The sequence below is a fragment of the Micromonospora sp. NPDC005194 genome (genome assembly GCF_040608335.1).
In the GTDB taxonomy this organism is placed as follows: domain Bacteria; phylum Actinomycetota; class Actinomycetes; order Mycobacteriales; family Micromonosporaceae; genus Micromonospora.
Genome location: NZ_JBEXIA010000005.1, coordinates 82,619 through 107,015, shown reverse-complemented (window position 1 = coordinate 107,015; position 24,397 = coordinate 82,619). Strand labels below are relative to the sequence as shown.

The 24,397-nt window shown below is 72.3% G+C and carries 19 protein-coding genes; 5 read left to right on the top strand and 14 right to left on the bottom strand.

Features of this window, described 5'->3' with window-relative positions; translation table 11 throughout:
- Window positions 1–14: 14 nt before the first annotated feature.
- The 4 genes from ABZU53_RS06030 to ABZU53_RS06015 are packed head-to-tail and all read right to left on the bottom strand — an operon-like array spanning window position 15 to window position 4,712.
- A complete protein-coding gene (locus ABZU53_RS06030) occupies window positions 15–896 on the bottom strand; it encodes a cytochrome c biogenesis CcdA family protein (protein ID WP_355064182.1) in 882 nt (293 codons plus the stop codon).
- Window positions 893–1,522, bottom strand: a complete 630-nt coding sequence (locus ABZU53_RS06025) for a thioredoxin-like domain-containing protein (RefSeq protein WP_355064180.1) — start codon at window positions 1,520–1,522, stop codon at window positions 893–895. The genes ABZU53_RS06030 and ABZU53_RS06025 overlap by 4 nt, the downstream gene beginning before the upstream one ends.
- A 41-nt stretch (window positions 1,523–1,563) precedes the next feature.
- The gene (locus tag ABZU53_RS06020) at window positions 1,564–3,027 is read right to left on the bottom strand and encodes an NADH-ubiquinone oxidoreductase-F iron-sulfur binding region domain-containing protein (RefSeq protein ID WP_354856244.1); all 1,464 of its coding nucleotides are present in this window, start codon (window positions 3,025–3,027) and stop codon (window positions 1,564–1,566) included.
- A complete protein-coding gene (locus ABZU53_RS06015) occupies window positions 3,027–4,712 on the bottom strand; it encodes a hypothetical protein (protein WP_355064178.1) in 1,686 nt (561 codons plus the stop codon). The genes ABZU53_RS06020 and ABZU53_RS06015 overlap by 1 nt, the downstream gene beginning before the upstream one ends.
- 267 nt (window positions 4,713–4,979) lie before the next feature.
- Between ABZU53_RS06015 and ABZU53_RS06010 the strand changes: the two genes are divergently transcribed.
- Window positions 4,980–6,425 (top strand): alpha-amylase family protein, encoded by a 1,446-nt coding sequence (locus ABZU53_RS06010; protein WP_355064176.1) that lies wholly within the window; start codon window positions 4,980–4,982, stop codon window positions 6,423–6,425.
- Between the two features lie 76 nt (window positions 6,426–6,501).
- Complete coding sequence (locus ABZU53_RS06005; RefSeq protein WP_355064174.1) at window positions 6,502–7,413, top strand: L,D-transpeptidase; 912 nt, start codon at window positions 6,502–6,504, stop codon at window positions 7,411–7,413.
- 10 nt (window positions 7,414–7,423) lie between these two features.
- Here ABZU53_RS06005 and ABZU53_RS06000 read toward each other — a convergent pair whose 3' ends face one another.
- Genes ABZU53_RS06000 through ABZU53_RS05985 form a run of 4 tightly spaced genes read right to left on the bottom strand, consistent with a single transcriptional unit; the run spans window position 7,424 to window position 10,944 of the window.
- Window positions 7,424–8,056 (bottom strand): response regulator transcription factor, encoded by a 633-nt coding sequence (locus ABZU53_RS06000; protein WP_354856249.1) that lies wholly within the window; start codon window positions 8,054–8,056, stop codon window positions 7,424–7,426.
- Entirely contained in the window at window positions 8,053–9,192 is a 1,140-nt protein-coding gene (locus tag ABZU53_RS05995) for a histidine kinase (protein ID WP_355064172.1), read from the bottom strand. Before ABZU53_RS05995 ends, ABZU53_RS06000 begins: the two co-directional genes overlap by 4 nt.
- 26 nt (window positions 9,193–9,218) lie before the next feature.
- A complete protein-coding gene (locus ABZU53_RS05990; RefSeq protein WP_355064170.1) occupies window positions 9,219–10,043 on the bottom strand; it encodes an ABC transporter permease in 825 nt (274 codons plus the stop codon).
- Between the two features lies 1 nt (window position 10,044).
- Complete coding sequence (locus ABZU53_RS05985) at window positions 10,045–10,944, bottom strand: ABC transporter ATP-binding protein (protein WP_355064168.1); 900 nt, start codon at window positions 10,942–10,944, stop codon at window positions 10,045–10,047.
- Window positions 10,945–11,263: 319 nt separating this feature from the next.
- On the opposite strand from ABZU53_RS05985, the gene ABZU53_RS05980 reads away from it, so the two are divergent.
- Window positions 11,264–12,118: an alpha/beta fold hydrolase gene (locus tag ABZU53_RS05980; protein ID WP_355064166.1), complete on the top strand. Its 855-nt coding sequence runs from the start codon at window positions 11,264–11,266 to the stop codon at window positions 12,116–12,118.
- 43 nt (window positions 12,119–12,161) lie between these two features.
- Here ABZU53_RS05980 and ABZU53_RS05975 read toward each other — a convergent pair whose 3' ends face one another.
- The 6 genes from ABZU53_RS05975 to ABZU53_RS05950 form a co-directional block, all read right to left on the bottom strand.
- Complete coding sequence (locus tag ABZU53_RS05975; RefSeq protein WP_355064342.1) at window positions 12,162–14,234, bottom strand: DEAD/DEAH box helicase; 2,073 nt, start codon at window positions 14,232–14,234, stop codon at window positions 12,162–12,164.
- Window positions 14,235–14,262: 28 nt separating this feature from the next.
- Window positions 14,263–15,567 carry a BREX system ATP-binding protein BrxD gene (gene brxD, locus ABZU53_RS05970; protein WP_355064164.1) on the bottom strand — a complete coding sequence of 435 codons (1,305 nt, stop codon included), beginning with the start codon at window positions 15,565–15,567 and terminating at the stop codon, window positions 14,263–14,265.
- Window positions 15,564–18,272 (bottom strand): BREX-2 system phosphatase PglZ, encoded by a 2,709-nt coding sequence (gene pglZ, locus ABZU53_RS05965; protein WP_355064162.1) that lies wholly within the window; start codon window positions 18,270–18,272, stop codon window positions 15,564–15,566. Before pglZ ends, brxD begins: the two co-directional genes overlap by 4 nt.
- Window positions 18,273–18,351: 79 nt before the next feature.
- Window positions 18,352–22,191, bottom strand: a complete 3,840-nt coding sequence (locus tag ABZU53_RS05960) for a phage resistance protein (RefSeq protein ID WP_355064160.1) — start codon at window positions 22,189–22,191, stop codon at window positions 18,352–18,354.
- A gap of 125 nt (window positions 22,192–22,316) precedes the next feature.
- The gene (locus ABZU53_RS05955) at window positions 22,317–22,571 is read right to left on the bottom strand and encodes a hypothetical protein (RefSeq protein WP_355064158.1); all 255 of its coding nucleotides are present in this window, start codon (window positions 22,569–22,571) and stop codon (window positions 22,317–22,319) included.
- Window positions 22,568–22,891 carry a DivIVA domain-containing protein gene (locus ABZU53_RS05950; protein WP_355064156.1) on the bottom strand — a complete coding sequence of 108 codons (324 nt, stop codon included), beginning with the start codon at window positions 22,889–22,891 and terminating at the stop codon, window positions 22,568–22,570. The genes ABZU53_RS05955 and ABZU53_RS05950 overlap by 4 nt, the downstream gene beginning before the upstream one ends.
- A 276-nt stretch (window positions 22,892–23,167) precedes the next feature.
- Here ABZU53_RS05950 and ABZU53_RS05945 point away from each other — a divergent pair, with 276 nt between their 5' ends.
- Together ABZU53_RS05945 and ABZU53_RS05940 are read left to right on the top strand one after the other, a co-directional pair.
- Complete coding sequence (locus ABZU53_RS05945) at window positions 23,168–24,004, top strand: helix-turn-helix transcriptional regulator (protein ID WP_355064154.1); 837 nt, start codon at window positions 23,168–23,170, stop codon at window positions 24,002–24,004.
- 13 nt (window positions 24,005–24,017) lie between these two features.
- Window positions 24,018–24,224 (top strand): DUF397 domain-containing protein, encoded by a 207-nt coding sequence (locus ABZU53_RS05940; protein ID WP_355064152.1) that lies wholly within the window; start codon window positions 24,018–24,020, stop codon window positions 24,222–24,224.
- Window positions 24,225–24,397: the final 173 nt, after the last annotated feature.

Below are 24,397 nucleotides of genomic sequence, written 5' to 3'. Positions count from 1 at the left end.
TGTCGATCATGAAGTTATTGCCCGCCGCCTCGGCGTGTCTCGGCAACAACTTCATGATCGACGCTGGGAGGGCGGCGGCGCCTGAGCAGGAGGGCTGCCAGGAGGAGTGCTGCCAGGGCGGCCAGGAGTGGTGTCGGGCCTAGCGTGTCGACGGTGTTCGACAGGGTTTGCTGGAACTGTGTTGCCGCTCGGATGACCGGGTCGCGCAGGGCGTCGCGGCGGCCGGCGGCCAGCCGCAGCTCGTACCAGCCGTACCAGGCGACGTACCCGCCCGCGAGCAGCAGCACCAGGCCACTGAGCCGGGGCACCAGCGCGCCGGCGACGCGCAGCCGGGCCACCAGCCCGTCGCGCAGCAGCGCCACACCGAGCGCGGCGACCGCGACCACCAGACCCATCCCGAGGGCGTACGCGCCGAACAGGGCCAGCCCGCGGCCGGTCGAGCCGGCCTGGAGGCTGGTCACCACGATGGCGAGAAACGGTGCGATGGCGCAGCCGAGCGACGCCAGCGCGTACACCGCGCCGAACAGCGCCATCGACGGCCAGGACCTGGTCAGCCGGGGCGCCCGCGCGGTCCACCCGGGTGCGGGCAGCCGTCGACCGGCGAGCAGCCAGCAGCCGGCCACCACCAGTAGCAGTCCGAGCGCCACGGTCAGCCACGGCAGCCGGGGACGCAGCCAGCCGGCAAGCGGCGCGAGCGCCAGGCCGAAGGCGCCGAAGACCACCACGTACCCCAGGGTGAGCCCGGCCGCCGCGGTGAGCGCGCGGCCGACCGCGCCGCGGGCGTCCGACGCTCCGGCGACCAACAGCGAGAGGTACGCGGGCAGCAACGCGAAGCCGCACGGGTTGACCGCGCCGAGCATGCCGGCGGTCAGCGCGAGCAGCAGCGGGGCGGTCACGCCCCGGCCAGGGCGGCGACCCGGGCGCTGAGCGCCTCACCGTCCAGGAAACCCTGGTGGACGACCTTGCCGTCCCGGTCGATGATCACAAAGATGCTCTGCTCGGTCACCTTGAACCGCTTCCAGAGCACGCCCTTGCGGTCGTCGATCTGCGGCGTGTCGCCGAGGTCGAACTCGCTGACGAAGTTCTTCATGTCCCGCTGCTCGCCGAGCCCGGCGACGCCGACGATCGGCACGGTGTCCCGGTACTTCGGCGCGATCTCGGCAACCGTCCACGCCTGGCTGGCGCAGGTGGCGCACCACGGCGCCCAGAACCAGAGCACCACCGGCCGGCCGGCCAGTCGCGTCGCGTCGAACGCGCTGCCGGTGAGGGTGGTCCCGCTGAAGCGCAGGACGTCCGGGACCTGGACCGGGACCGGGGCCGGCGCGGCCGACGGCGAGCCGGTCGCGGAGGCAGCCGGGGTGGCCGGGGAGCTGGCCGGGGCCGGCGCGGTCCCGGCGGCGGCAGCGTCGGGCGGCACCGTGCCGGTGCAGGACGCCGTGGCGAGCAGGGTGGCGACGAGCGCCCCCACGATGGCGGCGCGGGGCGGGTACGCCGCCGCTGTCCGCCCGATCGGCTTGCGCATCCGCAGCTCCGTTCGACAGGTGTGGTGGTCAGTGCCTTTCGCTACTCGGCCTTGGCGAGGCGCAGGGCGAGTTCCGGGCAGACCTTGACGGCCTTCAGGGCGCCCTCGCGCAGCCAGGTCGGCACGGGAGTGGTCGGGAACGCCGGATAGCCGTTGCCGTCCAGCCGGATGAAGTCCGGCACCACGTGCGCGCAGAGGCCGTGCCCGTCGCAGCGGGACCAGTCCAGGGTGAGCATCTGCGGGTTGGGGTCGGGCGCGCCGGGCAGCCCCATGACGCCCTTGACCCGCCGGCCGCAGCCGTCGCCGGTGCTGTGCAGCCGCAGGTCCTCGGCGAAGACCTCGATCGCGGAGAGGGCGAACCGGGCCGTGCCGTCCGGGTGGCTGCACGCGCCGCGGCCCTTGACGTCGCCGGCGGCGGCCCGCACCACGTCGGCCGGTTGGCTGCCGGCCACGGCCAGGTCGACCGCGCGGGCCAGGTCCGGCAGGCCCATCTTGCAAGGGCCGCACTGGCCGGCGGACTCGCCGGCCAGGTAGCGCACCACCTGGGCGGCCTCGCCGAGCGGGCAGGTGTCGACGCCGATCGGGATGATGATGCCGGCGCCGAGGGTGCCACCGACCGCGGCCAGGCCCTTGCGGGAGACCTCGGCCTTCTCCGCCGCCTCCGGGGTGATCCACTTGCCGTGGTAGCCGCCCATCAGGATGCCCTGGACGTCCGGGACCTCGCACAGGTCGAGAACGTCGCGCAGCGGCATGCCGGCCGTGCACTCCACCACCGCCGGCCGGGCCGCCGCGCCGGTCACGGTGAGCAGCACGGTGCCCGGCTCGTCGTCGGTGCCGAGCGCCGCGTACTCGTACGGGCCGAGTCGCGCGCCGACGGCGAGCTGGGCGTACGTCTCGGCGTTGGACAGCAGGGTGGGCAGGCCGCCGACGCCGGAGTCGCTGGAGCGCTTCTTGGTGCCCGGCGGGATGTGCGGCAGCCCGTTGATGCCGTTGACCAGCGCGCCGCCCTCGCCGGAGATGAACCGATGCGGCACGGTGACGATGGTGGTCCGCACCGGCATCCGGCGCTCCGCGAGAGCCTCCATCAGCGAGTCCCGGCCGACACCGTCGTCGGCCACGCCGAGAACGATCTCCTCGGCGTCGAGCGCGTACGCGGCCAGCGCCGCGCCGTCGAGGATCAGGTGCGGGGCGCGGGTGAGCAGCACCTTGTCCTTCCAGCTGGCCGGCTCCCCCTCGCTGGCGTTGACGACCACCACCGCGGCGAGGTCCTGCCGCTCGCAGGATTCCAGCACCGCGCGCAGCTTGCGGGCGAACGGGAAGCCCGCCCCGCCCTTGCCCTTGAGCTGCATGCCCTCGACGAGCCGGAGCAACTGCGCCGGCTCCATCGGGCCGATCGGCCCGTGCACCTCCTCGTGCGCGGCCAGGTCGAGCCGGCCGAACTCGGCGAAGCCGGCGGTCAGCCGAGGCTCACCGACGCAGGCCACCGGTGGCACGGTCGTGCGCATCACTTCGCCTCACCCCGCAGCCCGGCCCAGTACGCCCCGTCCACGGCGTCCGCGCTGGCCTTGCGGCGCTTGGCGGACCGGCCCTCGCCGGCGGCCCGCCGGGCTCGCCGCGACGCCAGGTCGACAAGGGTCGGGGTGTCGTCGACGGGCGGCGGCACCTCCTCGGGCACGTACCGCGCCGGCGGGCGCCAGTAGTCCGGCTCCTCCGGCAGATCGTCCTCGGCGCTGTGCCGGCCGCTGCCGCTGCGCGGCGCCGCCGAGATCGGGCCGGCCGAGATCGGGCCGGCCGAGATCGGGCCGGCCGAGATCGGCTCGGCGGAGACCGGGCCCGCGGAGATCGGCTCGGCGGCCTGCCAGCGGCGCGGGCTGTCCCACGGCTCCTCCGGCTCCTCGACGGCCCGTCGGGGCGGCGCCGAGTAACGGGTGCCCTCGTCCTCGGAGCGGGACCGGCGGCTGCTCTGCTCGGCGGCCGGCTCCTCGGCGCGACGGCGCCGGGTCGGGGCGGTCTCCTCGTCCCGGTCACGGGTACGCGGCGCGCGCCGCCCGGTCACCGGCTCCAACTCCTCCTCGTCGCGAAGACGGGTGCCGGTCTCCTCGACGCTGCGCCGGCTCGACCGGCGGGTCGTGGTCTCCGCCTCGTCGCGCCGTCCACGCGTCGGCCGGTCGGCGTCCTGCCGAGCCGCCGGCGCCTCGTCCCGCCGCCGTCGACTGGGCCGGGCCGGCTCGGCGAGCGAGCCGGGCTCGGGCACCACCGGAACGGTGAACCGCTCGGGGTCGCGCCGCCGTGGGCCGGGCGGCGCCGTCCAGGTGGCGGTGGTCGCCTCCGCCCAGGCGGGGCGCTTGTCCTCGCTGGTGTCGCGGCGACGGCTGAGGCCGGCCAGCAGCGACCGCCCGCGGCCCTCCTCGGTGGCCCGCCCGGCCAGCACCGCGTTGCGCACGGCGGCCTGGTGCTGCTCCCGGCTGCGCCGGCCGATGGTGACCGAGAGCCGAACCAGCAGCGCCAGCACGACCAAGAGGACGCAGGCGAGGTAGCTGAGCACCACCCAGGACGCGGCGGCCCGACCGGCGTTGAGGCCGTGCACGATCGCGAAGGGCCAGGCGAGGTAGGCAGCGGAGTGCATGGCTCGCCAGAGCCACTTCGGACCGACGCCGGCGAAGCGGGCCCGGATGATGCCGGTCCAGATGACACTGATCATCAGCAGGGAGGCCACCGTGCCGAGGCCGACGTACAGCCCTCGGCCGCCGATGAACGGAATCAGCGAGTCGGTCACCGCAGCGCGGCCGGTAGCGATCTTGGTGAGGATGTGGAAGGCCAGTCCGGCCACGCCCAGGACGCCGGTGGCGCGGTGCGCCGACTGCATCAGCACCCGGTGCGAGATGTTCAGCACCAGCCGGTCGGTGGCGACCAGACCCAGCATCACGGTGAGACTCAACGACACCAGGGCGATCACCCCGGCGAAGAACTCGGTGAAGAAGAAGCCGTACGCGTACGCCATCTGACCGGCGCCGGTCAGCATGGTAGCCGCCCAGAACGCGGCCAGCACGGACGCGATCAGCAACGTCGTCGCCGAGCGCGACCTGGTCCGCACCCCCCGACTGCTGGTGCTGGTCCGGACCTCGGTGGCCTTCTGGTTCTGCTTTGCCCGGGCCATCTGCTCCTCGATCGTCTCGCGGCGGCGCACCACCGGCCGACCCCTGCTCCCCCATCCAGTACGGACCGGCGGGGCGAGCGGATCACCCGGGGACGGAAATTTCTGGGCCGGATCGAACCGACCGACGCCGGGACGCGTGTAACGGCCACCGTGGACAGTGATCGACATCCATACATTGACAGTCGTTGCAACACGCTTGTAACCTTTCGGCAAATTTCAGCATGGGTTGCAAGATTCGAGCAGCCGATGCGATCCCCCGCCGCACCACCACCCCCACCCCCGCTCCCGTCAGGAGTCCCGATGCACCGACGTCGACGCGGCTCGGCGATCCTCGCCCTCGGCCTGGTCGCCAGCCTGCTCGTCCCCCTCACCGCGGCGGCGCCCCCGGCCGCCGCCAGCCCGTCCGGCGCCAAGAAGGTCATCGTCCAGCTCTTCGAGTGGAACTGGCCGTCGGTGGCCAGCGAGTGCCAGAGCACGCTCGGCCCGAAGGGCTACGGCTACGTCCAGGTCTCGCCCCCGCAGGAGCACGTGCGGGGCAACCAGTGGTGGCTGGCGTACCAGCCGGTCAGCTACCGGATCGAGTCCCGCAAGGGCACCCGGGCCCAGTTCCAGTCGATGGTGAACACCTGCCACGCGGCCGGCGTCAAGGTGCTCGTCGACGCGGTGATCAACCACATGTCCGGCCAGGACAACGGCGGCACCGGCTGGGCCGGCTCGTCGTACTCGCACTACGACTATCCGGGCATCTACCAGACCCAGGACTTCCACCACTGCGGGCGCAACGGCGGCGACGACATCGCCAACTACAACGACAGGTACGAGGTGCAGAACTGCGAGCTGGTCAACCTGTCGGACCTGAAGACCGAGTCGGACTACGTCCGGACGAAGATCGCGTCGTACCTCAACGACCTGCTCTCCCTCGGCGTCGACGGGTTCCGGATGGACGCCAGCAAGCACATGCCGGCCGCCGACATCGCCGCGATCAAGAGCAAGCTGTCCCGCTCGGTGTACATCGTGCAGGAGGTCATCTACGGTGCCGGCGAGCCGGTCCAGCCGACCGAGTACACCGGCAACGGTGACGTGCACGAGTTCCGCTACGGCAAGGACCTGGCCCGGGTCTTCCGCTCGGAGAAGCTGGCGTACCTGAGCAACTTCGGCGAGGGCTGGGGTCACCTGCCCACCGGGTCGGCCGCGGTGTTCGTGGACAACCACGACACCCAGCGGGACAACAGCGGGGTGCTGACCTACCGCGACCGGGGGATCTACGCCCTCGCGAACGCCTTCATGCTGGCCTGGCCGTACGGCTCGCCGACCGTCATGTCCAGCTACACCTTCAGCAACCGCGACGCCGGCCCGCCCTCGGACGGCAACAACAAGACGCTGAACACGGCCTGCTACTCCGGCTGGGAGTGCGAGCACCGCTGGCCGGTGATCGCCAACATGGTCGGCTTCCGCAACGCCACCGAGGGCGCGGGCGTGGCCAACTGGTACGACAACGGCAACAACCACATCGCGTTCAGCCGCAGCGGCAAGGGCTTCGTCACGCTCAACGACGAGGACTCCGCCGTCAACGGTCGCTCGTACTACACCGGGCTGCCCGCCGGCCGGTACTGCGACGTCATCCACGGCACGTACGCGGGCGGCACGTGCAGCGGACCGGTGATCACCGTGGACGGTAACGGCTGGTTCGCCGCGAACGTGCCGGCGCACGACGCGGTGGCCATCCACATCGGCGCGCGGGTCTGACCGACCCCGGGGCCTCCGGCCGGCGCGTATCGCCGAACCGGGGGCCCCGGACCGTCCACCGCCATAGAGTGGTTTGGTGTCGTTTGACCGAATGTCCCCGTACCGCCGCCGTGCCGGCTGGATCGCCGCCGGCATCGCCGTACCCGTGCTGCTGGCCGCCGCGCTGCTGGTCGGCCAGGCTCTCACCCCACGCTCGACGGCCCCCGACAGGCAGAACGTGGCGGCAGCCGACCCGACGCCGAGCAGCGTCGAGCAGAGCCCGGAGGAGTCGGTCCCGCCGGCCGCGCCCGCCCCGGCCGGTCTGCCGGTGCTCGACTACGACCCCGCGCCCAAGGGTTTCCCCGCCGACCCGGCCACGATGGACGTCACGCCCCTGACCGAGGGCGTGCACCCGACCCGGCGGATCGCCGCGTACGACGCGCCCGGCGGACGGCCGCGGGCCTTCCTCGAACCGACGCTCGCCGGTGTCGAGCTGACCGTGCCGATCGCCGAGCGTCGGGTCGGCTGGACGGCCGTCCTGCTGCCCTCGGCCAACCGGCGTCTCGCCTGGCTGCCACCCGGCGGGTTCGACACCGTGGCGCTGCGCGACCAGATCGTGGTCGAGCGCAAGGCGCACCGGCTCACCTGGTACCGGTCCGGCAAGGCGGTGCGCTCCTGGGAGACGAGTCTCGGCCAGTCCGGGCAGGAGACGCCGCTCGGGCGGACCTTCGTCCTGGGCCGCACCCCACCGCCCGGGGAGGTCTACGGCGGGGTGGACATCTACGCCCTCGGCTCGGTGCCCGACGACCCGGAGGCGGTGCCCACCGGGCTGCGCGGCGCGCACATCGGCCTGCACACCTGGTACAACGACGACGAACTGGGCGAGAACACCACCAACGGTTGCATCCGGGTCAACCGCAGCGGCCAGCGGGAACTGCTCGCCGAGGTCCGACCCGGCAGCAGCCTGGTGGTGGTCGACCGGCTCGCCACCCCGCCGCCGACCGCCTGAGCGGGGCCGCTCAGTCGCCGAGGAGCCAGCCGTTCTGCTCGGCGATGCGCACGGCCGCGGCCCGGTTGCGGGCGCCGGTCTTGCCGATCGCCGCGGAGAGGTGGTTGCGCACCGTCCCCTCGGACAGGTGCAGCGCCTTCGCCAGCTCGGCGACCGCGCCACCGGCGCGCGCCGCCCGCAGCACCTCGGTCTCCCGCTCGGTCAGCGGGCTCGCCCCGGTGGCCAGGGTCTCCGCGGCCAGCGTCGGGTCCACCACCCGCAGGCCGGCGTGCACCCGGCGGACCGCGTCGGCGAGCTGCCGGGCCGGGGTGTCCTTGACCACGAAGCCGTTCGCGCCGGCCTCCATGGCGCGACGCAGGTAGCCGGGCCGACCGAACGTGGTCACCACCAGCACCCGGCAGGCCGGCAGCGCCGCCCGCAGCGCGGCGGTGGCGGCGATCCCGTCCAGGCCGGGCATCTCCACGTCCAGCAGGGCCACGTCGGGCGTGTGCCGGAGGGCCTCGGGCACCACCTCGTCGCCCCGGCCCACCTCGGCCACGACGGTCAGGTCCGGCTCCAGCGACAGCAGCGCGGCCAACGCACCACGGACGAGCGCCTGGTCGTCGGCGAGCAGCAGCCGGATCGGCGTACCCGCCGCGCTCACCGGGCCGCCACCGGGGCGTGCACCCGCAGCAGGAAACCGGTGCCGTCGTCCCGGCCGCGGCCCACGGTCACCACGGCGTCCAGCCGGCGGGCCCGTTCCCGCAGACCGACCAGCCCGTACCCGGCGGCGCCGGCGTCCGGCGTGGACGGCCCCCGGCCGTCGTCGCTCACCTCGACCCCGTCCGGGCGCACCCGGATCGTGCAACACCGCGCGCCGCTGTGCCGGACCACATTGGTCACCCCTTCGCGTACCGTCCACCCGAACAGCCGGTCCCACTCCCTCGGCAGCTCCGGCACCTCGGCCGGCAACTCCGCCGCGATGCCCGCCGCGGCGAGGGCGGACCGCGCGCCGGCCAGCTCTCCGGCGAGGGTGACCTCCCGGTACGCCCCGACGGTCTGCCGCACGTCGGCCAGCGCCGCCCGCGCCAGCCTCTCCACCTCGGCGATCTCGGCGGCCGCCCGGACGGTGTCGACCTCGATCAGCCGCCCGGCCAGCTCGGCCTTGATCGCCACCACGGTCAGCGAGTGCCCGAGGATGTCGTGCAGGTCGCGCGCGGCGCGGGCCCGCTCCTCGGCGACCGCGAGCCGGCCGATCTCCTGCTGCGCGGCCTGCAACTCGCTGTTGCGCTGGGCCAACCGGGACACGCCGAACATGGCGAACGAGGCGAGCAGCACCGCGAAGACGATGCCGTGCTCCGCCTCCCAGCCCGGCACCAGCCAGGACGCCAACGCGGGAGTCACGGCGCAGAGCGCCACGGTGACCAACGCCTCCCACGGCGGCAGCAGGAACACCCCGGCCGCGGCCACGTAGACCAGGGTCGCCAGCCAGTCGCCGCCGGTGCCCGGGATGCTGACCAGGCCCACCGCGAGCAGCGCCAGCAGGCCCAGCCGCGCGCGCCCCGCCGGGATCGGCAGCAGCAGCTGGCGCAGCCGGCGGGCCCACTGGAACAGCAGCACGTAGCCCAGACCGAAGACGACCAGGGCGGTCACCCCGACGACCCGCCGCCACGGCTCCGGCTGCTGCAACGCGGTGGAGATCGGCACGTTGAGGAAGAACAGCCACACAGCGGCCAGCAGCCAGCCGATGTACCGCCACTGGCGGTTCATCGGCTGGGGCTGCCCCGTCGGGAGGTCCATCGGCTCCACGCTAGCGGTCGCGGCGGTCAGACCCGAGCGGTGTCCCGGCGGAACAGCCGGGCCGCGCCGACGCCGAAGGCCACGGTCCAGAAGACCATGTTGGCCACCCCGGCCATGCTCACCCCGTCGCCGGTCAGCGGGGCGCGGGCCAGCTCACCCATGCCGTACACCGGAGTGAACTTCGCGGCCTGCTGGAGCACGTGCGGCAGCACCTCGACCGGCACGAACAGGCCGCCGAACATGGCCAGCACGGCCAGGATCGGCCCGATGAACTGCATGACGTTCTCGGCCGGCACCAGGTAGCCGATGAACAGACCGAACGCGGCGAAGACCAGCGAGCCGAGCCACGCGGCGAGCCCGGACAGCAGCCAGACGTCCAGCGGGAGGCGGACGCCGGCCGCGGCGCCCACCACGAACTCGATGACGACAGCCATCAGGCCGAGGGTCATCGCCGTGGCCACCTTCGTCGCCACGTAGGCGGTCGGGCGCAACGGGGTGAGCCGCAGCTGCCGGCTCCAGCCCAACGCCCGCTCGGTGGCCACCGCGCCGCCCGCGCTGGTGGTCGCCACCATCGCCGCGTACACGGCGAGGCTGATCATGACGTACGCCGTCACGGGTCGGCCGTTGTCCAGTGTCTGCCCCCGCTGCGGCAGGCCGAAGATGAGGAAGAAGACAGCCGGCATGATCAGCGTGAAGGCGAGGGTGCGGCGGTTGCGCAGCACCCGCCGCAGTTCGATGCCGAGGACGGCCGGGGCGAAGCCACCCATTGCGGGCAGCCGGCGGTCGGGCTGGGTGGGTCGGTCGGGTCGGTCGGTGCGGGTGGCGGCGGGGGTGGCCGGCAGGCTGGACATCTCAGGCTCCGATGCGCTCGGTGGTCAGGGCGAGGAAGGCGTCCTCGAGGTTGCGGGAGGTGATCTCCACGTCCCGGGCGGCGGTCCGGGTGAGCAGGTGACGGGCGATCGCGTCCGAGTCCCCGGTACGCACCAGCACGCTGTCGCCGCGTACCTCCACGGCGTCCACACCGGGCAGCGCGGCGAGCGCCGCCTGGTCCGCGCCGGGCAGGGTGGCCCGCACCGTACGGCCGGCGGCCAGGTTCTTGATCTCCGCGGTGGTGCCGTCGGCGACGATCCGTCCCTGCCGGACCAGCACGATCCGGTCGGCGTACGCGTCCGCCTCGTCCAGGTAGTGGGTGGCGAAGATGACCGTCCTGCCGTCGCGGGCGTCGCGGCGCAGGGCCTGCCAGAAGTCCCGGCGGCCCTCGACGTCCATCCCCGTGGTCGGCTCGTCGAGCACCATCAGGTCCGGGTCCGGCAGCAGGGCCAGCGCGAAACGCAGCCGCTGCTGCTGACCGCCCGAGCACCGGCCCACGATCCGGTCGGCGATGCCGGCGATGCCGGCGCGCTCCAGCACCTCGGCGGCGGGGCGGGTGTGCCGGTAGAAGTGGGAGGTCATCCGCACGGTCTCGCCCACGGTGAGGTCCTTGAGCAGCCCGCCGGTCTGGAGTACGGCGGCGACCCGACCCCGGGCCACCGCGTCGTCGGCGGTGCCGCCCAGGACGCGGACCGTGCCCGCGTCCGGGCGGGCCAGGCCGAGCAGCATGTCGATGGTGGTGGTCTTGCCCGCCCCGTTGGGGCCGAGGAACGCCACCACCTCGCCGGGCTGCACCCGCAGGCTCAGCCCGTCGACCGCGGTGACCGTACCGAAGGTCTTGGTGAGGCCGTTCAGCTCGACGGCCGGATGCGTACTGGTCATGCAATAGATGCTCCGGCGTCGCGGACGTCGGCTCCCGGAGCGGCCGTCACGTTCCGGCCGTGACATTTGTCAGGGACGGCCCGCCGGCGGGTCGATGTGGCACGCCTGGCCGGACACGGAGTGTGACGGCCATGGCAGGAGATACGGCCCAGAGCGATATGACTCAGAGTCATAGATATACCTCTGCGTCATATCGCCTTCCGACAGGTCCGCCACCGCCCCTGGCTCTTGCGCTCCGCCCGGTCCGAGCCCACCGGCAGGCATTGCCAGCGCGGCAGCGGGTAACCGCCGGGCCGGACAGCGACACCGGGAGGACGCGATGGGTGCCACGCCGCAGGGCCGGGTCGACACGATCGTGCTGATCCACGGACTCTGGATGACCCCGCGCAGCTGGCAGGGGTGGGTCGAGCGGTTCACCGAGCGCGGCATGCACGTCATCGCCCCCGCCTGGCCCGGGATGGACCGGTCCGTGGAGCAGTTGCGCGACGACCCCACCCCGATCGCCCAGCAGAGCATCGCCACGATCGTCGCGCACTACGACGGGATCATCCGGGCGCTGCCCCAACCGCCGATCATCATGGGGCACTCGTTCGGTGGCCTGTTCACGCAGGTCCTCGCCGACCGGGGCCTGGGCGCGGCGGCCGTCGGGGTGCACCCCGCGGCGGTGAAGGGGGTGCTCAAGGTGCCGCTGAGCCAGCTGCGCTCCGGCTTCCCGATCCTGCGCAGCCCCGCCAACCGGAACAGGGCCGTCCCGTTCACCCCGGACGACTTTGCCTACACGTTCGGCAACACGATGAGCCGTGAGGAGTCCGACCGGGCCTGGCAGCGCTATGCGGTCCCCGGCGCCGGTCGGGTGTTCTTCGAGGGGGCGTTCGCCAACCTCGACCCGCGCTCACCCGCCCGCGTCGACAACGGACGCGACGACCGCGCGCCGCTGCTGTTGATGGCCGGCGGGGAGGACCACGTGGTGCCCGCGTCGGTGGTCCGTGCCAACGCGGGGCTCTACCAGAAGTCCCGGGCGCTCACCGCGTACGAGGAGTTCCCCGGACGTTCGCACTTCACCGTCGGGGCGCCCGGCTGGGAGGCGGTCGCCGACTACGCCCTGGACTGGGCGCTGCGCGCGGCGGCACTGCCCCGCGAGGCGACGATCGCCAGCGAGGCCCCCCGCCGCTGAGCGGCCATCGCCGATCCTCACGAAGGAACTAGCGCATTCACTACTAAAGGACGACGAACCGCACAGGTTCGTCCAGCACCACGGCAGCGCCGTCCAGGTCGGCCAGGCGCGCCGCGAGCGTCGCCGCGGCCAACCGTTTCGGCAGGGCCGCGCCGAACTTGAGACCGTCCAGGGCCTTGTCGTTGACCTCCGGCAGGCACAGTCGGGTGGCGGCGTCCGCGGTGAGTGCCCGCCAGGTCGCAGGTGTGACATCTTCCCGTAGTCGGATGCTGTTGCCGTCGAAACGCTCCACCGGATCGACGACTTCGCCGAGGGTGGCGGACAACGTGGCATTCGTGCGGAAACCCGCCCAGGTCCACCAGCGCAGGTCGCCGCCGCCCTCGCGGGCGATGACAGTGCCACCGGGATGCACCAGGTGCAGTTTCTCCTCGCGCTCCCGCGCCAGGCGAGTCAGCGCGCGACGGGTGAGGGCCACCGGCGGGTCCGCTCCTAGCAACACCTCACGTACCGCCCGCGCGATCTCGTGACCCCGGTACGCCCAGCCGGTGCCCGTCCAACGAGCACGTCCGCCGCCGTCAGCGGGCTCGACGAAACACCGCCGACGACGCCAGTCGATGTACGTGACGCGCCAACTTCGGCCGCTCAACAGCAGGCGGCGTTCGCCCCGCACTTCCTCGGTAAGCAGGCTGGGGTCGATCCGACCCAGCTCATTACGGCCCAGGAGAACGGTGAACTCGGGCGGCCCGGTGAATACGGCAGTCATCTCCATGAAGTGGCGACGGCCGAACCGCTCCTCGGCGGTGGGACCGATGAAGAGCATGCCCTCGTCCTGCTCCAGATAGCCGTGCTCGACGAGGTGTCGAACGATCGGTCGAGCGTTCTTCTCGAAGGGCGGCAGCTCGTTCCACGCCTGGATCCAGGTCTCCGCTCCAATCCGATGCTCCTGCAGGCAGAGCGCGAGCAGTTGCTGAGCCACGATGTGCCGAGGCTCCGGGGGCGCGGTGACCGGCTCCACCCAGCCCCGCGACCACAGCAGGAGCAGCGCGGCCGCCTCCACGAGCGGCTGACCGCCGAGCGTGAGAAACAGACAGTTCCGGCTGCTTCCAGGACGGCGACCGGTGCGTCCCAGCCGCTGCAGAAAGGACGCCACGGTGGCCGGCGCGTCAATCTGAATCACCCGGTCCAGGTCGCCGACATCGATACCGAGCTCAAGCGTGCTGGTCGAAACGATGACGCAGTCCCGTGACTCGCCAAACGCCTGTTCTGCCCGGCGCCGCTCATCCACGGACAGCGACGCATGCGACAGGAAGGTGGTGACGCCCTGTCCCCGTAGCAACTGTCCGAGCTCCTCGACCGTCTGCCGGGATTCACAGAAGACCAGGCGTTTCTCGCCCGGATGCAGGGCGGCGATCACGGCTGCGGCATTGGCGAGCGAGCCGACGTAGTCCAGCTCGATCTCGCCCGCTGGTGCGCCATTGGCGACGTGGACCACCTCGGGTGCGACGACCTCGGCCGGCCGGCTACCCGCGCCGGAGCCCTGGAGCCAGGTGCGCAAATGGTCGGGGTTCCCGACGGTGGCGGAGAGGCCGATCCGCTGCAGTGGCCGGCCAGCCACCCGGGTCAAACGTTCCAAGACGGCGAGCAGGTGCCAACCCCGGTCATCGCCGGCGAAGGCGTGCACCTCGTCGACGATCACCGCTTGAAGGTTGGCGAAGAACTGCCGGTGGTCGACGTTCGCGCTGACCAGCATCGCTTCCAGTGATTCGGGGGTGGTCAGCAGGATGTCCGGCCGTTCGTAGAGCACCGCCCGCCGTCGGGACGCGCCGACATCTCCGTGCCAGAGGGCCACCCGCCGCCCGAGCCAACCGGCGTACTGCTCAAGCCGGGGCTCCAGGTTGTTGAGCAGCGCCTTGAGCGGGGCGAGGTAGAGCACCGACGTGCCGGTCCACTGCTGCCTAGCCATCCGGGACAGCAGCGGGAACAGTGCGGCCTCGGTCTTGCCGCCCGCCGTCGGGGCCAACAGGAGAGCATCGTGACCGGCCTGCACCGGCGCTATCGCGGCGCGCTGGAGGGGCCGCAGGTCCCGCCAACCGAGCGTGTTGACGACATGGTGCACCACGACCGGGTCGAGGTCCGGCAACACGTCAGAGCGTCAGTTCGATGTCGTCGGCGCGAGCGGCGGCGTTGCGTTCCACCTCGGTCAGCTCGTCGGTCCGCAGGGTCAGTGCGTAGTTCCGCCGCGGGTCCCAGTCGGCGAACTGGTCCACCCGGTCGAAGACGTCCGCGACGAGCTTCTTGAGGTAGACGCGGGGTGCCACCCCGACCTGACCGCCCAGCGCGCCGGTGACGGCGCGGGCCAGTGTCGCCAGGTAGTCGTCGTCCACCCGGGCGTCGACCTGGGGGCTGGCGTAGATGTCCCGGACCTTGCTGCCGAGTTCCACCAGGGCGTCGACGGTGAACCCGGGTAGTCGCAGTTGGGTGGCGCGGGGGTTGTCCCAGCGCGGGTCGGGGCCGAGGTCGGTGGCGAGCCGCTGCGCGAGCGGCGCGAGCCGCTGGACGCCCTGTGGGCCGTCGAAGAACGCGGGCGTCCCGGTGATCACGAGCAGGAGTCCAGGGAACCGGTCCGCGTGAACCTCGTCGATGAGCTGTCGGAGGGCGTTCAGTGCCTTGTCCCGTGCGTCAGAGCGCACCCGTTGCAGCGTCTCGACTTCGTCCAGCACCAGCAGCAGCCCCTGGTGGCCGCTGTCCCGCAGGACGGTAAGCAGTCCTTGCAGGAAGCTCAACGCGCCGTAGTGGTCAAGGTCGCCCTTGACCCCGGCTGCCCGCCGCGCGGACGCCGCGACGTGTGGCTGCCCACCCAGCCAGGCGGCCAGGCCGTCGGCGGTGAGGTGGTCACCGGTGGCGGTAGCGGCCCGGTAGCCGCGCAACGCCGCGGCAAAGCCCGGGGTGCTCCGCGAGATGTCGCCCAGCCGTCGTTCTAACAGCTCGCCGACGGCTCGATCCAGCGCCTGGGCATCGTCCTCGGCGACCACGCCGCCGGCTAGGACGTCCTCTTCGAGCGCGAAGATCCAACCATCGAGTACGGGCCGGAAGGCGCTCGGGGCGAACTGCTCGGTGCTGAGGTGTTCGACCAGCCTGCGGTAGACGGTCTCCATCCGGTGCAGGGGTGTCTCCAGCTCGGAGATCTGCACCTCGGCGGCGGCGAAGCCCCGCCGCTTGGCGCGTTCGGCCAGCCAGCGCGTGAAGAAGGTCTTGCCGGCCCCGTATTCGCCGCGCACGGCCTTGAAGACGCTCCCGCCGCTGGTGACCCGTTCCAGGTCGTCGTCGAGGGCGGCGGTAAACCTGTTCAGCCCGACCGCGAGCGCGTCGAGGCCGTTGCTCGGGACGACACCGCGGCGCAGCGCGTCGACGATGTCCCGGCGGCGGCGGGCCGACAATTCCACGGTCACCGAGGCTCCAGCTCGAACTGCTCGATCAGCAACGCGCGGTTGAGGTGGACGGTGCGTCCGTCCGCGTCGAGGGTGAGCACGGGATATCCCTCGACCTGAAGGAGCCGACGCAACGCCGTGATCGTGCCGTTGATCCGGTGCGCCGGTACGCCGGACCGGGCGGCGAGGGTGTCGAGGGTCGCCCGGTCACCGCCGGCGATCAGCGTTCCCAGCAGCGCGGCGACCCGTTCGTCGGCCAGGGGCAGACGGGGGTCGCGCCGTTGGCCGTAGCGCTCGCTGGCGAGCAGGGTCGCCACCAGGTCGGGCGCGGTGGGGACGGGCTGCGGTGCGGCGGCCGGCGCGACGACCGCCGGCGCCAGGTCGAAGAGCCCGTCGGTCTGCTGCTCGACGGGCCGGCGCGGGCGACGTCGGGTTGCCGGCGCGGAGTCGGCCGGCGGTGGCGTGTTCTCCGTCAACGGCTCCCGCCACCAGTCCGGGCTGGCCACCGGCGCACCGGCCCAGCCGGGCACGGCGAGGTCGTCACCGGCGCTCAGCACGAGCAGCGGGATGACGGCTTCCGCCGGCGCAGCGCCGCCGTGGTAGCCCGCCTTGCGCGGCCCGTACCGCACCTCCTCCCGCCAGGGCAGGACGACGGATCCGCCGCCGAGCGCCACCCGGCTGCCGGCGACTGCCACCTCGGCGTCGCCGGGCGGGTCGGTGGGAGGTCGCCACCGGTTCTCACCGCTGGCGCTGGTCAGGGTGACCGACTCGGGGCCACGGTCCACGACGTGGCCGTGGTCGGAAACGACGATCACCACCCGGTCGGCCGCAGAGGCCAGCAGGTCGCCGACGGCGATGATGGTGTCGTCGCCCCAGACAGTGGTACCCGGGTCGCTGCGGTCCAGAGCGTCATCGATCGTGTTGATCACGGCGGCGACCAGGGGAATCGACGGGTCGTCGAGGGCAGCGAGCACGTCCGGGTCCAGGGCTGCTCCAGCTCCGGCCCGCAACGCCGACTTGTGCAGCAGCCGCCCGGCGGCGAACCGTTGCTCGAACGCCTTCCGCTCGGCCTGCTGGCCACCGGCCGCGATGCGCCCGCTCAGCAGGCTGCACCGGCTGGCCTCGGTCACGGTGGGCAGGGCCGCCAACACGCCCGTACGCGGGCCGCCGTCGGGGGTGAGTTCCACCCAGGTGCCGGTCCGGGTGACGGACTCGGCCAGCTCGGTCGCGGCGGCGACACCCATGCCGTCCATGACGAGCAGCAGCACCCGGCGACCGGTGTCGAGGACCGGCTGGACCACCCGGTCGAGCACGTCTTCGACGCGCAGAAGCGCACCGGGCTCCGCTTCGGCGCTGGTGGCGGCGGCGAGCAGCGTGGCGAACTGCTGGTCGTGCCGAGAGCGGCGGGCATCGACGGCCCGGTGCAGCAGGCGGTACGCCTCGGCGACCTGCTGGTCGGGGTCACCGGCGAAGACGTCGAGCCGGGCTCGGTCGACCCAGCCGTCCTGCCGGATCTGCCGGTGCAGCGCGTCGAGCAGGGTGGCCGGTGGCGGCCCGTCGGTGGTGTGGAGCCAGCGCAGCAGGCGGACGGCCATCCGCGCGGTCTCCAGCCGGCGCGGTTCGGCGGCCCGGTGCGCCTCCACCGCGGCGAGGGCTGACTGTGCTCGGGCCACCGCGGCCGCGAGCGCCGACCCACCAGCCGGCACGGCGAGCCGTACGGCGTCGGCGAACGCTCGCAGCCGCTGGACGAATCCGCTGGGCAGGACGGCGGACGCGCCGAGCAGCGCGGTGATGCCCACCTCGGCGGCGATCGCCTCGGCCCGCCGCAGCATCCGCATCGCCTCGTCCCGGCCGTTATCCCCCGACTCGACCGTCCGGTAGACCCACGCCTCGGCCGCCTGGTGCAGCGCCTCGGCCTGCTGAGGGGTGAGCCGGAGGCCACCGAACCGGGGTTCCAGCCGGGTACGACCGACAGCTGCCTCCACCTGGACGGCGCCACCGGTGCCGGTGGGCCAGAGCAGCCCGGCAAGCAGTCCCAACGGAATGACGTCGACGCCGTGTCCGGCGCGTACGGCGGCCATCATCGGCACGGCGGCATGGCCGGCGGTCCCGGTCAGGTACGCGGTGATGCCGTCGGCGACGGCCTCCGGCAGTTGGGTGAAGCGCAGTTGCCGCCGCGCGTCGGTGCTCCACTGCACTAGGCCGCTGTCGTCGAGTTCGGCGGGTGGCAGGTCGAGCAGTTCCGAGGTGAGGCTGCGCAGCGCGTGGTCACGGGTGAGGATCGCCCCTGGCGGAGCGGGCCAGCCGGTGGCCGGGGCGTGGTCGGTGAGCGCGTTGGCGACCCAGCGTCCGACCCGAACCAGGGTCGGGTCGAGGGCGGCCACCCCGCCGAACATCTGCCGGACCAGATCCCACGGGTCGATCTTGCGCACGGTCTGCTTGCTGAGGTGGGCGAGGACCCCGTCACCCAGCTCGCTGTCGGTCAGCTCGGTCAACAGGACCAGCCGTTCACCGTCGGCTCGATCGTGCAGGGCGGCGCGGGCGGCCAGCGGAGTGGGACACGGAACGACCCGGACCCGACAGCCGTTGATGCTGAACACCGTTTGGGCCGGCCCGTCGGGGCGCGCGGTCAGCGCTATGGCGTCCGCCGAATCGCTCTCGGCCAGCCATGCCTCGACCTTGCGGCGGATCGCGTCGGGCTGGGCGACGCCGACCGGCACGCTCACGATGCCACCTCAGGACGACCGGCCACGGATCCCGCCGCGCCGGCTCCCTGGTGGGCGAGGCGGGCGACCGCCGAGCCGGTCACCGGATCTCCCAGGTGACCGTGACCCGCCGCCCGGCGGTGACCGCAGCCGCGATCTCGGCGGCGACCTTCTCCCAGGTCTCCACGTCAGCGACCTCGCGATGCTGCTGGGCGACTACGATCCGCCCGCCGCCACCGGGCACCTCGACCGACCCCGCCCCATCTGGCCCGTGGATCTGGGCCGCATCACCGGGGCTGCCACCTCCTGGCTGGACGCCATCCACCGGCACCCCGGCAGATTCGGGCTCGCGGGGCTGCTGCTGCCCCGGCACCGTGACGGTGGGGATCGTCCCCCCGCCGTTCGGCGTGGTCTCGCGGGGGGTGACGGTGCGGTCTTGCGGCGGGTTGGTGGCGAGCAGCGCCGCCGAGGCGTCGACTGCCGTCTGGAGGGCGTCCACCAGGTCCTGGCCGTGCTGCTGGTGTCGGGCGACCTCCCGGAGCTGCCCGATGATTGCCTGCGCCTGCTCGTCCTGGGCGGCCCGGGCCGAGATCGCCTGGAGCAGGGACCACTGGTGGCCACGGGCCATGGCGTCGACGATGGTTCCCGCCTGGCTGAGCAGCTCTCCTATGGCCTGGTCGTCGACGTCGCCCAGGTCGGCACGGGCAACCGTCTCGATGAGCACCACGTCGTCGCGCTCGGCGGCCAGCTCGGTCACGAGTCGGGCCGCGCGGCGAGCGGTGGCGAGCCGGCCCGTCGGGGCCGAGGTGTCCAGGCCCAGCACATCGGCGTGGGCTTCCAGCGCCTGGACGAGGTCGCCGACCGCTTTCGTGCGCGTGCTCGCTGCCGTGCGCAGCGTTCCGGCGAGTTCACTGAGGTTGGCCGGCGTCCGCCAGACGGGCAGCGCGCCGCCGAAGAGCGCCGCACCCCGGCGGACCGCGTCTGCCCAGGCCTGCTCGTCGGGCATCGGTGGGTGGCGCAGCTCCAGCTCGTCCCGCACGAGGGCGAGGTTGGTCACGTCGACCTTGCCGCCGTGCTGGTACCAGGCGAGCTGCTGCTCCAGCCCGAAGACGACGATGATCAGGTTTTGCAGTTCCCGGTCGAAGCCGAACGCGGCGGGCTCGTCGATGAGCCGGCGCAGCACGTGCACCGGGAAGTGGTCGATGTAGCCCTCGTTGGCGGCGGCCTGGAGCAGGTGTTGACTCCACCGGCAGGTGCTCATGTTGAGCACGTAGCGGCCTTCGATCAGCTCGCCGAGCCGCAGGTTGTTGCAGACCCGTCGGAGGATGCGCTGGTCGACCGGGTTGGGCACGCTGACGCCGCGGGCGGGGTCGGCGGCGGCCAGTCGGGCGTACTCCAGGATCTTGGTCATCTCGCCGCGGGTGACGGGCTTCTCGTCGTCGGGCATGGCCGGACGCCCCGGGTAGGACCACGCGAGGAGTTCGCCGGTCAGGTTGGCGAACGCCTCGGCGAGGGTGCCGCCCCGCGGGTCGCCGATGTGCAGGCCCTCGGCGAGGGTGTGGAACACGCCGATGGTGTCGTCCTGCACGTCCGAGCCGCGCGACGTGGCCGCCCCGTACGCCTGCATCATGGCGCTGATCAGCGTGCCGCGCAGTTGGGTCTGGCGCTGCTGGAGGTAAACCCTGCCCTGCTGCCGGTCCGCAAGGGGCCAGTCGGCGGCCAGCGAATTGAGACGGTCGCCGGTGCCGTTGCCGAGCAGATAATTGATCTTCAGGAGCTGACCGACCTTACCCAGTAGCTCGTCGGTGAGGTAGAACGGCAGCCAGAAGACGGTCCGGGAGCCCCGTTCCAGGCTCTCGATCCGGGCGCGGTCAGCGCTGCGCTCGTAGCCTTCTGGGTCGAACGGGTAGTCGATGATGACGCGCCACGCCTCGCCGGTGGCGATCAGGGCGGAGGCCGGCATGGTGTCGGGGTCGCGGACGTTGCCGAACTTCACCTGGATGGTGTGGGATCGACCGCGCCAGGCCCGCGCGTGCAGCATCTCACCAAGCTGCCCCTCGCTGCCGGCGATGCCCATCTCGGCGGTGACCATCTCCCGGATGAGCTGCTGCCGGACGCCGGTGGTGGTGGCCTCGCGCTCGGGCACCAGGTCGAGCAGCTTGTCGTAGTCAACCGTGTGCAGCTTGAGGCTGACCACCGGGTCGGGGGTCTTGGTCAGGTGCAGCTCACCAGCACCGTCGGCGACCCGGTTGAGCCGGTTGAGCACGATCTGCCGCTCGTAGCCGGGGATGGGCGAGGTGATCGAGCCGAAGTTCAGCGCGTGCAGCTTGGCGGCGGTGAGGTTGTGCAGGGCCGGCACCTCGGGGACCAGCGCGCCGAGCAGCACCGTCTTGACCAGCTTGTCGTCGAGCTGGAACTGCTGGTGGCCAGCCGCCTGCTCCTCGGTGATGCCGTTGAGGTTGAGCAGGATGGGGCGCAGCTTCTGGGTGTAGAGGGTGCGTGCGGCCTGGAAGAGCTGCTTGAGTTTGGGCCGGTCGGGCAGCTCGCCGTGCAGGACGAGGGGGTCGAAGAGCGCGGCCACCCCGATCAGGTCGTTGACCTTGAGGGTGTCCCGCCGGTCGACGAGCAGCTCGGTCATCACCTTCAGCGCGGTGCGTTCGCGCTGCAACGCCTGGGAGAGCGCGACCAGGGTGGCGACCAGCGCGGGCGAGAACGGGTAGAGCTTGCGGAAGGCGGCGGCGTCGGAGCCGATGCCGGCGTCGCCGTACTGGGCGCCGAGCAGCAGGGCGTCCCAGACCTCCCGGTTGCCCTTCACGGCGGCGAACGCGTTGTCGATGACCGCTCGGCCCTCGTCGGTGAGCGGCTTGAGCAGGCGCTTCTCGGTGATCTCGGGCAGGTTGGTGTCGGCGAGGGCGATCTCGCCGAACCGGCCCTGGACGCTGCGCATGACGTGCGCGAGGGCCTCGCGCTCGGTGCCGCCGACCTGGGGGCCGAGGAAGTCCTCCAGGTTGCGCTGCCGGGCCACGAACGAGATCAGCGGCAGTGGCCGGGTGGCGTCGGCCGACTCGACGAGCTTGTTGAGCTTGGCGCCCTCGGTGTTGACGAAGGTGTGGTCGCTGATCTTCGTGGAGAGCCAGAGGATCAGCTCGTCGAGGAAGAGCACCAGCGCGTCGTACCCGAGGGCCTTGGCGTGCCGGGTGATCACGGCGAGGCCGGTGTCCAGGTCGAGGTATTCCCCGCTGCGGACCGCGCCGGTGAAGAACGTGCTGGTCAGCGCGCTGACCAGCCGGTCCCGCTGCTCGGTGCCGGGCGCCGCCGCCGCGGCGGCGGCGTAGCTCTGCGGGGTCCAGCCGTCGGCCTGGGCGCGCAACGCGGCGAGCCCGAGGCCGCCACCGGCCGCGGGTGCGCCGCCACCGTCGCGCAGCGCCGCGAAGAAGGCCTCGTCGCCCATCCGCCCGCGCAGCCGGGCGGCGTCGTCGAGCATCGCGTCCGACCGGTGCACGGCGGGAACGGGCGCCTCCGGGTGCAGCGCGGTGATCTGGTTGAGGTAGCCCTCCAGGATCGCCTGCTCGACCGAGCGCGCGTCGAGCATGTGGAAGGTGAGGGTGAGCAGCTTCCGGTCGCGCAGCCACGGGTCGGCGGCGAGGACCGGCTCGGCCAGGCCACGCACCTCGCGGGCCGCCGGGTTGTGCTGGAGGATCTCCCGCAGCACCGCCATGAAGTGCGACTTGCCGGAGCCGAACGACCCGTGCAGGAACATCGCCTGGGAACGGCCGGTGGTGACGGCGTGGCCGATACGGCGCAGCGCCTCGGCGAAGTTGTCCCGGAGCTGGTCGGTGACGACGTACCGGCGCAGGTCGGCGCCCTCGGCGGCGCGGACGACGAAGTCCCCGTCCCCGACCGAGGTCGGAATCTCGATCACGTCCCGCAACAGGGTCATCGCCGCTCCTCGCCCCCACCAGCTCCCCGTGACGCCGGCGTCACCGGCAACCCGCCGATCCTAAGGTGTCATCGCCGCAGGTCCCAGCCGCCGACCGGGCGATCAGGAGATCCGTTCGGCCGCGCTCACCGCCGCCGGAACCGCCGGGAGCACTCGCCGTCGTGGTCGGGCCGGAGCAGGCACCGCCGGCCGCCCGCCATGAGCCGGTCGCAGAAGACCCAGTGGCGTACGTTCTGGTCGTCTTCGGCCGACACGGTCGTGCCGCCCGGCTCGGTCTGCGGCAGGACGTGCGTCCAGTGCGCCACCACCCGGGCGAGCCGCTGGGCGGATACCAGGTCGTTGACGACCACCGGCAGGTGGATGACCCAGCGCTCAGTCACCGGTCGTACCCCCGCTCGTTGCGGGCCCGGGCCTGCTCGGACTGCGAGCGGCGCAGCACGTCCTTGACCCGGCCGGTCTCCCGCCGGCTCTGCGTGAGCGCGTCGTAGACGGCGGCCAGGTCCCCGGCGACCCGGTCGAGGAACTCCCGCACCTCCTGCGGGTCGAGCCCACGCCGACCGAACGGGGTCGGCCGGAAGCCCTGCTCCCGCACCTGGCAGGGGCGCAGCGGATCGTAGGCCGCCGAGCGGTAGCAGCTCGGCCCGCTGACCGACCGCTGACCACGCCGGGCACGCCGGGCACGCCGGAAGAAGACACGCATGACAGGACCTGCCTCTCACCGTCGAGATTGACCTGTGGAAGGGGTGGGCCTACCGGCCCGCCCCGCACCGGCGGACCCACCCCGGCACCTACCACCGCAGCCTTCAATCAGCAGTACGGCAGCAGGGCCTGCCGAGCAGCCCGAAGGACGAGCACCTTTCGTGACTCAGCCGACCCGTGACCTCACTCATCGTGCAGCGAACTGCGCCCTTTACGCAACTCCCGATTCGGGAGGGTGTCGTTGCGAGGGCTGTCCCGTTCCGCCACACTGACGGGCATGACTGGAAGTCCGACCGTCCGACGTCGACGCCTTGCCGCCGCACTTCGTCGGCTCCGCGAGCAGACCGGCATGACCGCCGACCAGGCCGCCAAGGAGGTGGGCATCTCAAAGTCGGCGATCAGCCGCATCGAGAACGCGCAGGTCTCCGTCATGCCACCGGTCGCCCGTGGCCTCCTTGAGCTGTACGGCGTCGAGGGCGAAGAGGTGGACGCACTCGTCCAGGTTGCCCGCGACGCCCGCAAGCGCGGCTGGTGGCAGGCGTATGACGACGTCCTGCCGGACTGGTTCGAGGTCTACGTCGGACTGGAGGCCGAGGCGTCGGAGATTCGCGCTTTCGAGCCGCAACTGATCCCGGGCCTGCTTCAGACAGCGGACTACGCCCGCGCGGTCATCCGTGCCGAGCACCCGGACGCCCCCGAGGACGAGGTGGACCGCCGGGTGGAGTTGCGGATGCGTCGCCAGAATGCCGACAGTCCCCCGAAGCTCTGGGTGGTGCTGGACGAGGCAGCCCTACGGCGGCCGGTCGGCGGGGCTGAGGCTTTCCAGGCACAGTTGCGGCAGCTGGCCGAGGAGGCGGACCGACCTGGCCGCACCATTCAGATCCTGACCTTCGGGGCAGGCGAATACGGGTCGATGGGCAGCGCCTTCAGCGTGTTGACTTTCCCCGAGCCGGCCGATCCGGGGGTCGTCTACGTCGAGACCCGCGCGGGTAGCCTCTATCTCGAAGGCCAACAGGTCAGGGAGTACAGCCGCGTCTTCGAGCACCTGGTCGCCACAGCGGCCAGCGCTCGCGAGTCGCGCGACCTGATCCAGGGGGCGATCGACGAGCTATGAGAGGACGGCGCGGGTGGAAGAGGTCAACCAGGCCCCGGTGACCTGGCGCAAGAGCACCCGCAGCAACGGCTCCGGCAACTGCGTCGAGGTCGCCGACAATCTCCCGGGCGTCGTCGGGCTGCGCGACAGCAAGGACCCGAACGGCCCAGTGCTCACCGTCGACCCGGCCACCTGGTTCGTCTTCATTGATGCAGTTAAGCGTGCGGGCTTCCGCAGCTAGGCGGTCGAAGGCCACGCTGGAGCCGGGCTTTCGGCACGGCCAAACAGGCGCTTTCACCCCCGCCCTGATCGGATAACTCATCAGCGGGCCACAAATTGGGCGCTCGGCCTTATTTGACCTAAACGGGCAAATCCTGAACACGGGCGCGTTCTTCCCAAAGGGTTGACGCAAGC

Bases quoted from the DNA above. Each gene is read 5' to 3' on its own strand.
- ABZU53_RS05960 (WP_355064160.1), bottom strand. From the start codon at position 22,191: ATGACCCTGTTGCGGGACGTGATCGAGATTCCGACCTCGGTCGGGGAC.
- ABZU53_RS06025 (WP_355064180.1), bottom strand. From the start codon at position 1,522: ATGCGCAAGCCGATCGGGCGGACAGCGGCGGCGTACCCGCCCCGCGCC.
- ABZU53_RS06020 (WP_354856244.1), bottom strand. From the start codon at position 3,027: ATGCGCACGACCGTGCCACCGGTGGCCTGCGTCGGTGAGCCTCGGCTG.
- ABZU53_RS05945 (WP_355064154.1), top strand. From the start codon at position 23,168: ATGACTGGAAGTCCGACCGTCCGACGTCGACGCCTTGCCGCCGCACTT.
- ABZU53_RS05985 (WP_355064168.1), bottom strand. From the start codon at position 10,944: ATGACCAGTACGCATCCGGCCGTCGAGCTGAACGGCCTCACCAAGACC.
- ABZU53_RS06010 (WP_355064176.1), top strand. From the start codon at position 4,980: ATGCACCGACGTCGACGCGGCTCGGCGATCCTCGCCCTCGGCCTGGTC.
- ABZU53_RS05995 (WP_355064172.1), bottom strand. From the start codon at position 9,192: ATGGACCTCCCGACGGGGCAGCCCCAGCCGATGAACCGCCAGTGGCGG.
- ABZU53_RS05990 (WP_355064170.1), bottom strand. From the start codon at position 10,043: ATGTCCAGCCTGCCGGCCACCCCCGCCGCCACCCGCACCGACCGACCC.
- ABZU53_RS05950 (WP_355064156.1), bottom strand. From the start codon at position 22,891: ATGCGTGTCTTCTTCCGGCGTGCCCGGCGTGCCCGGCGTGGTCAGCGG.
- ABZU53_RS05980 (WP_355064166.1), top strand. From the start codon at position 11,264: ATGGGTGCCACGCCGCAGGGCCGGGTCGACACGATCGTGCTGATCCAC.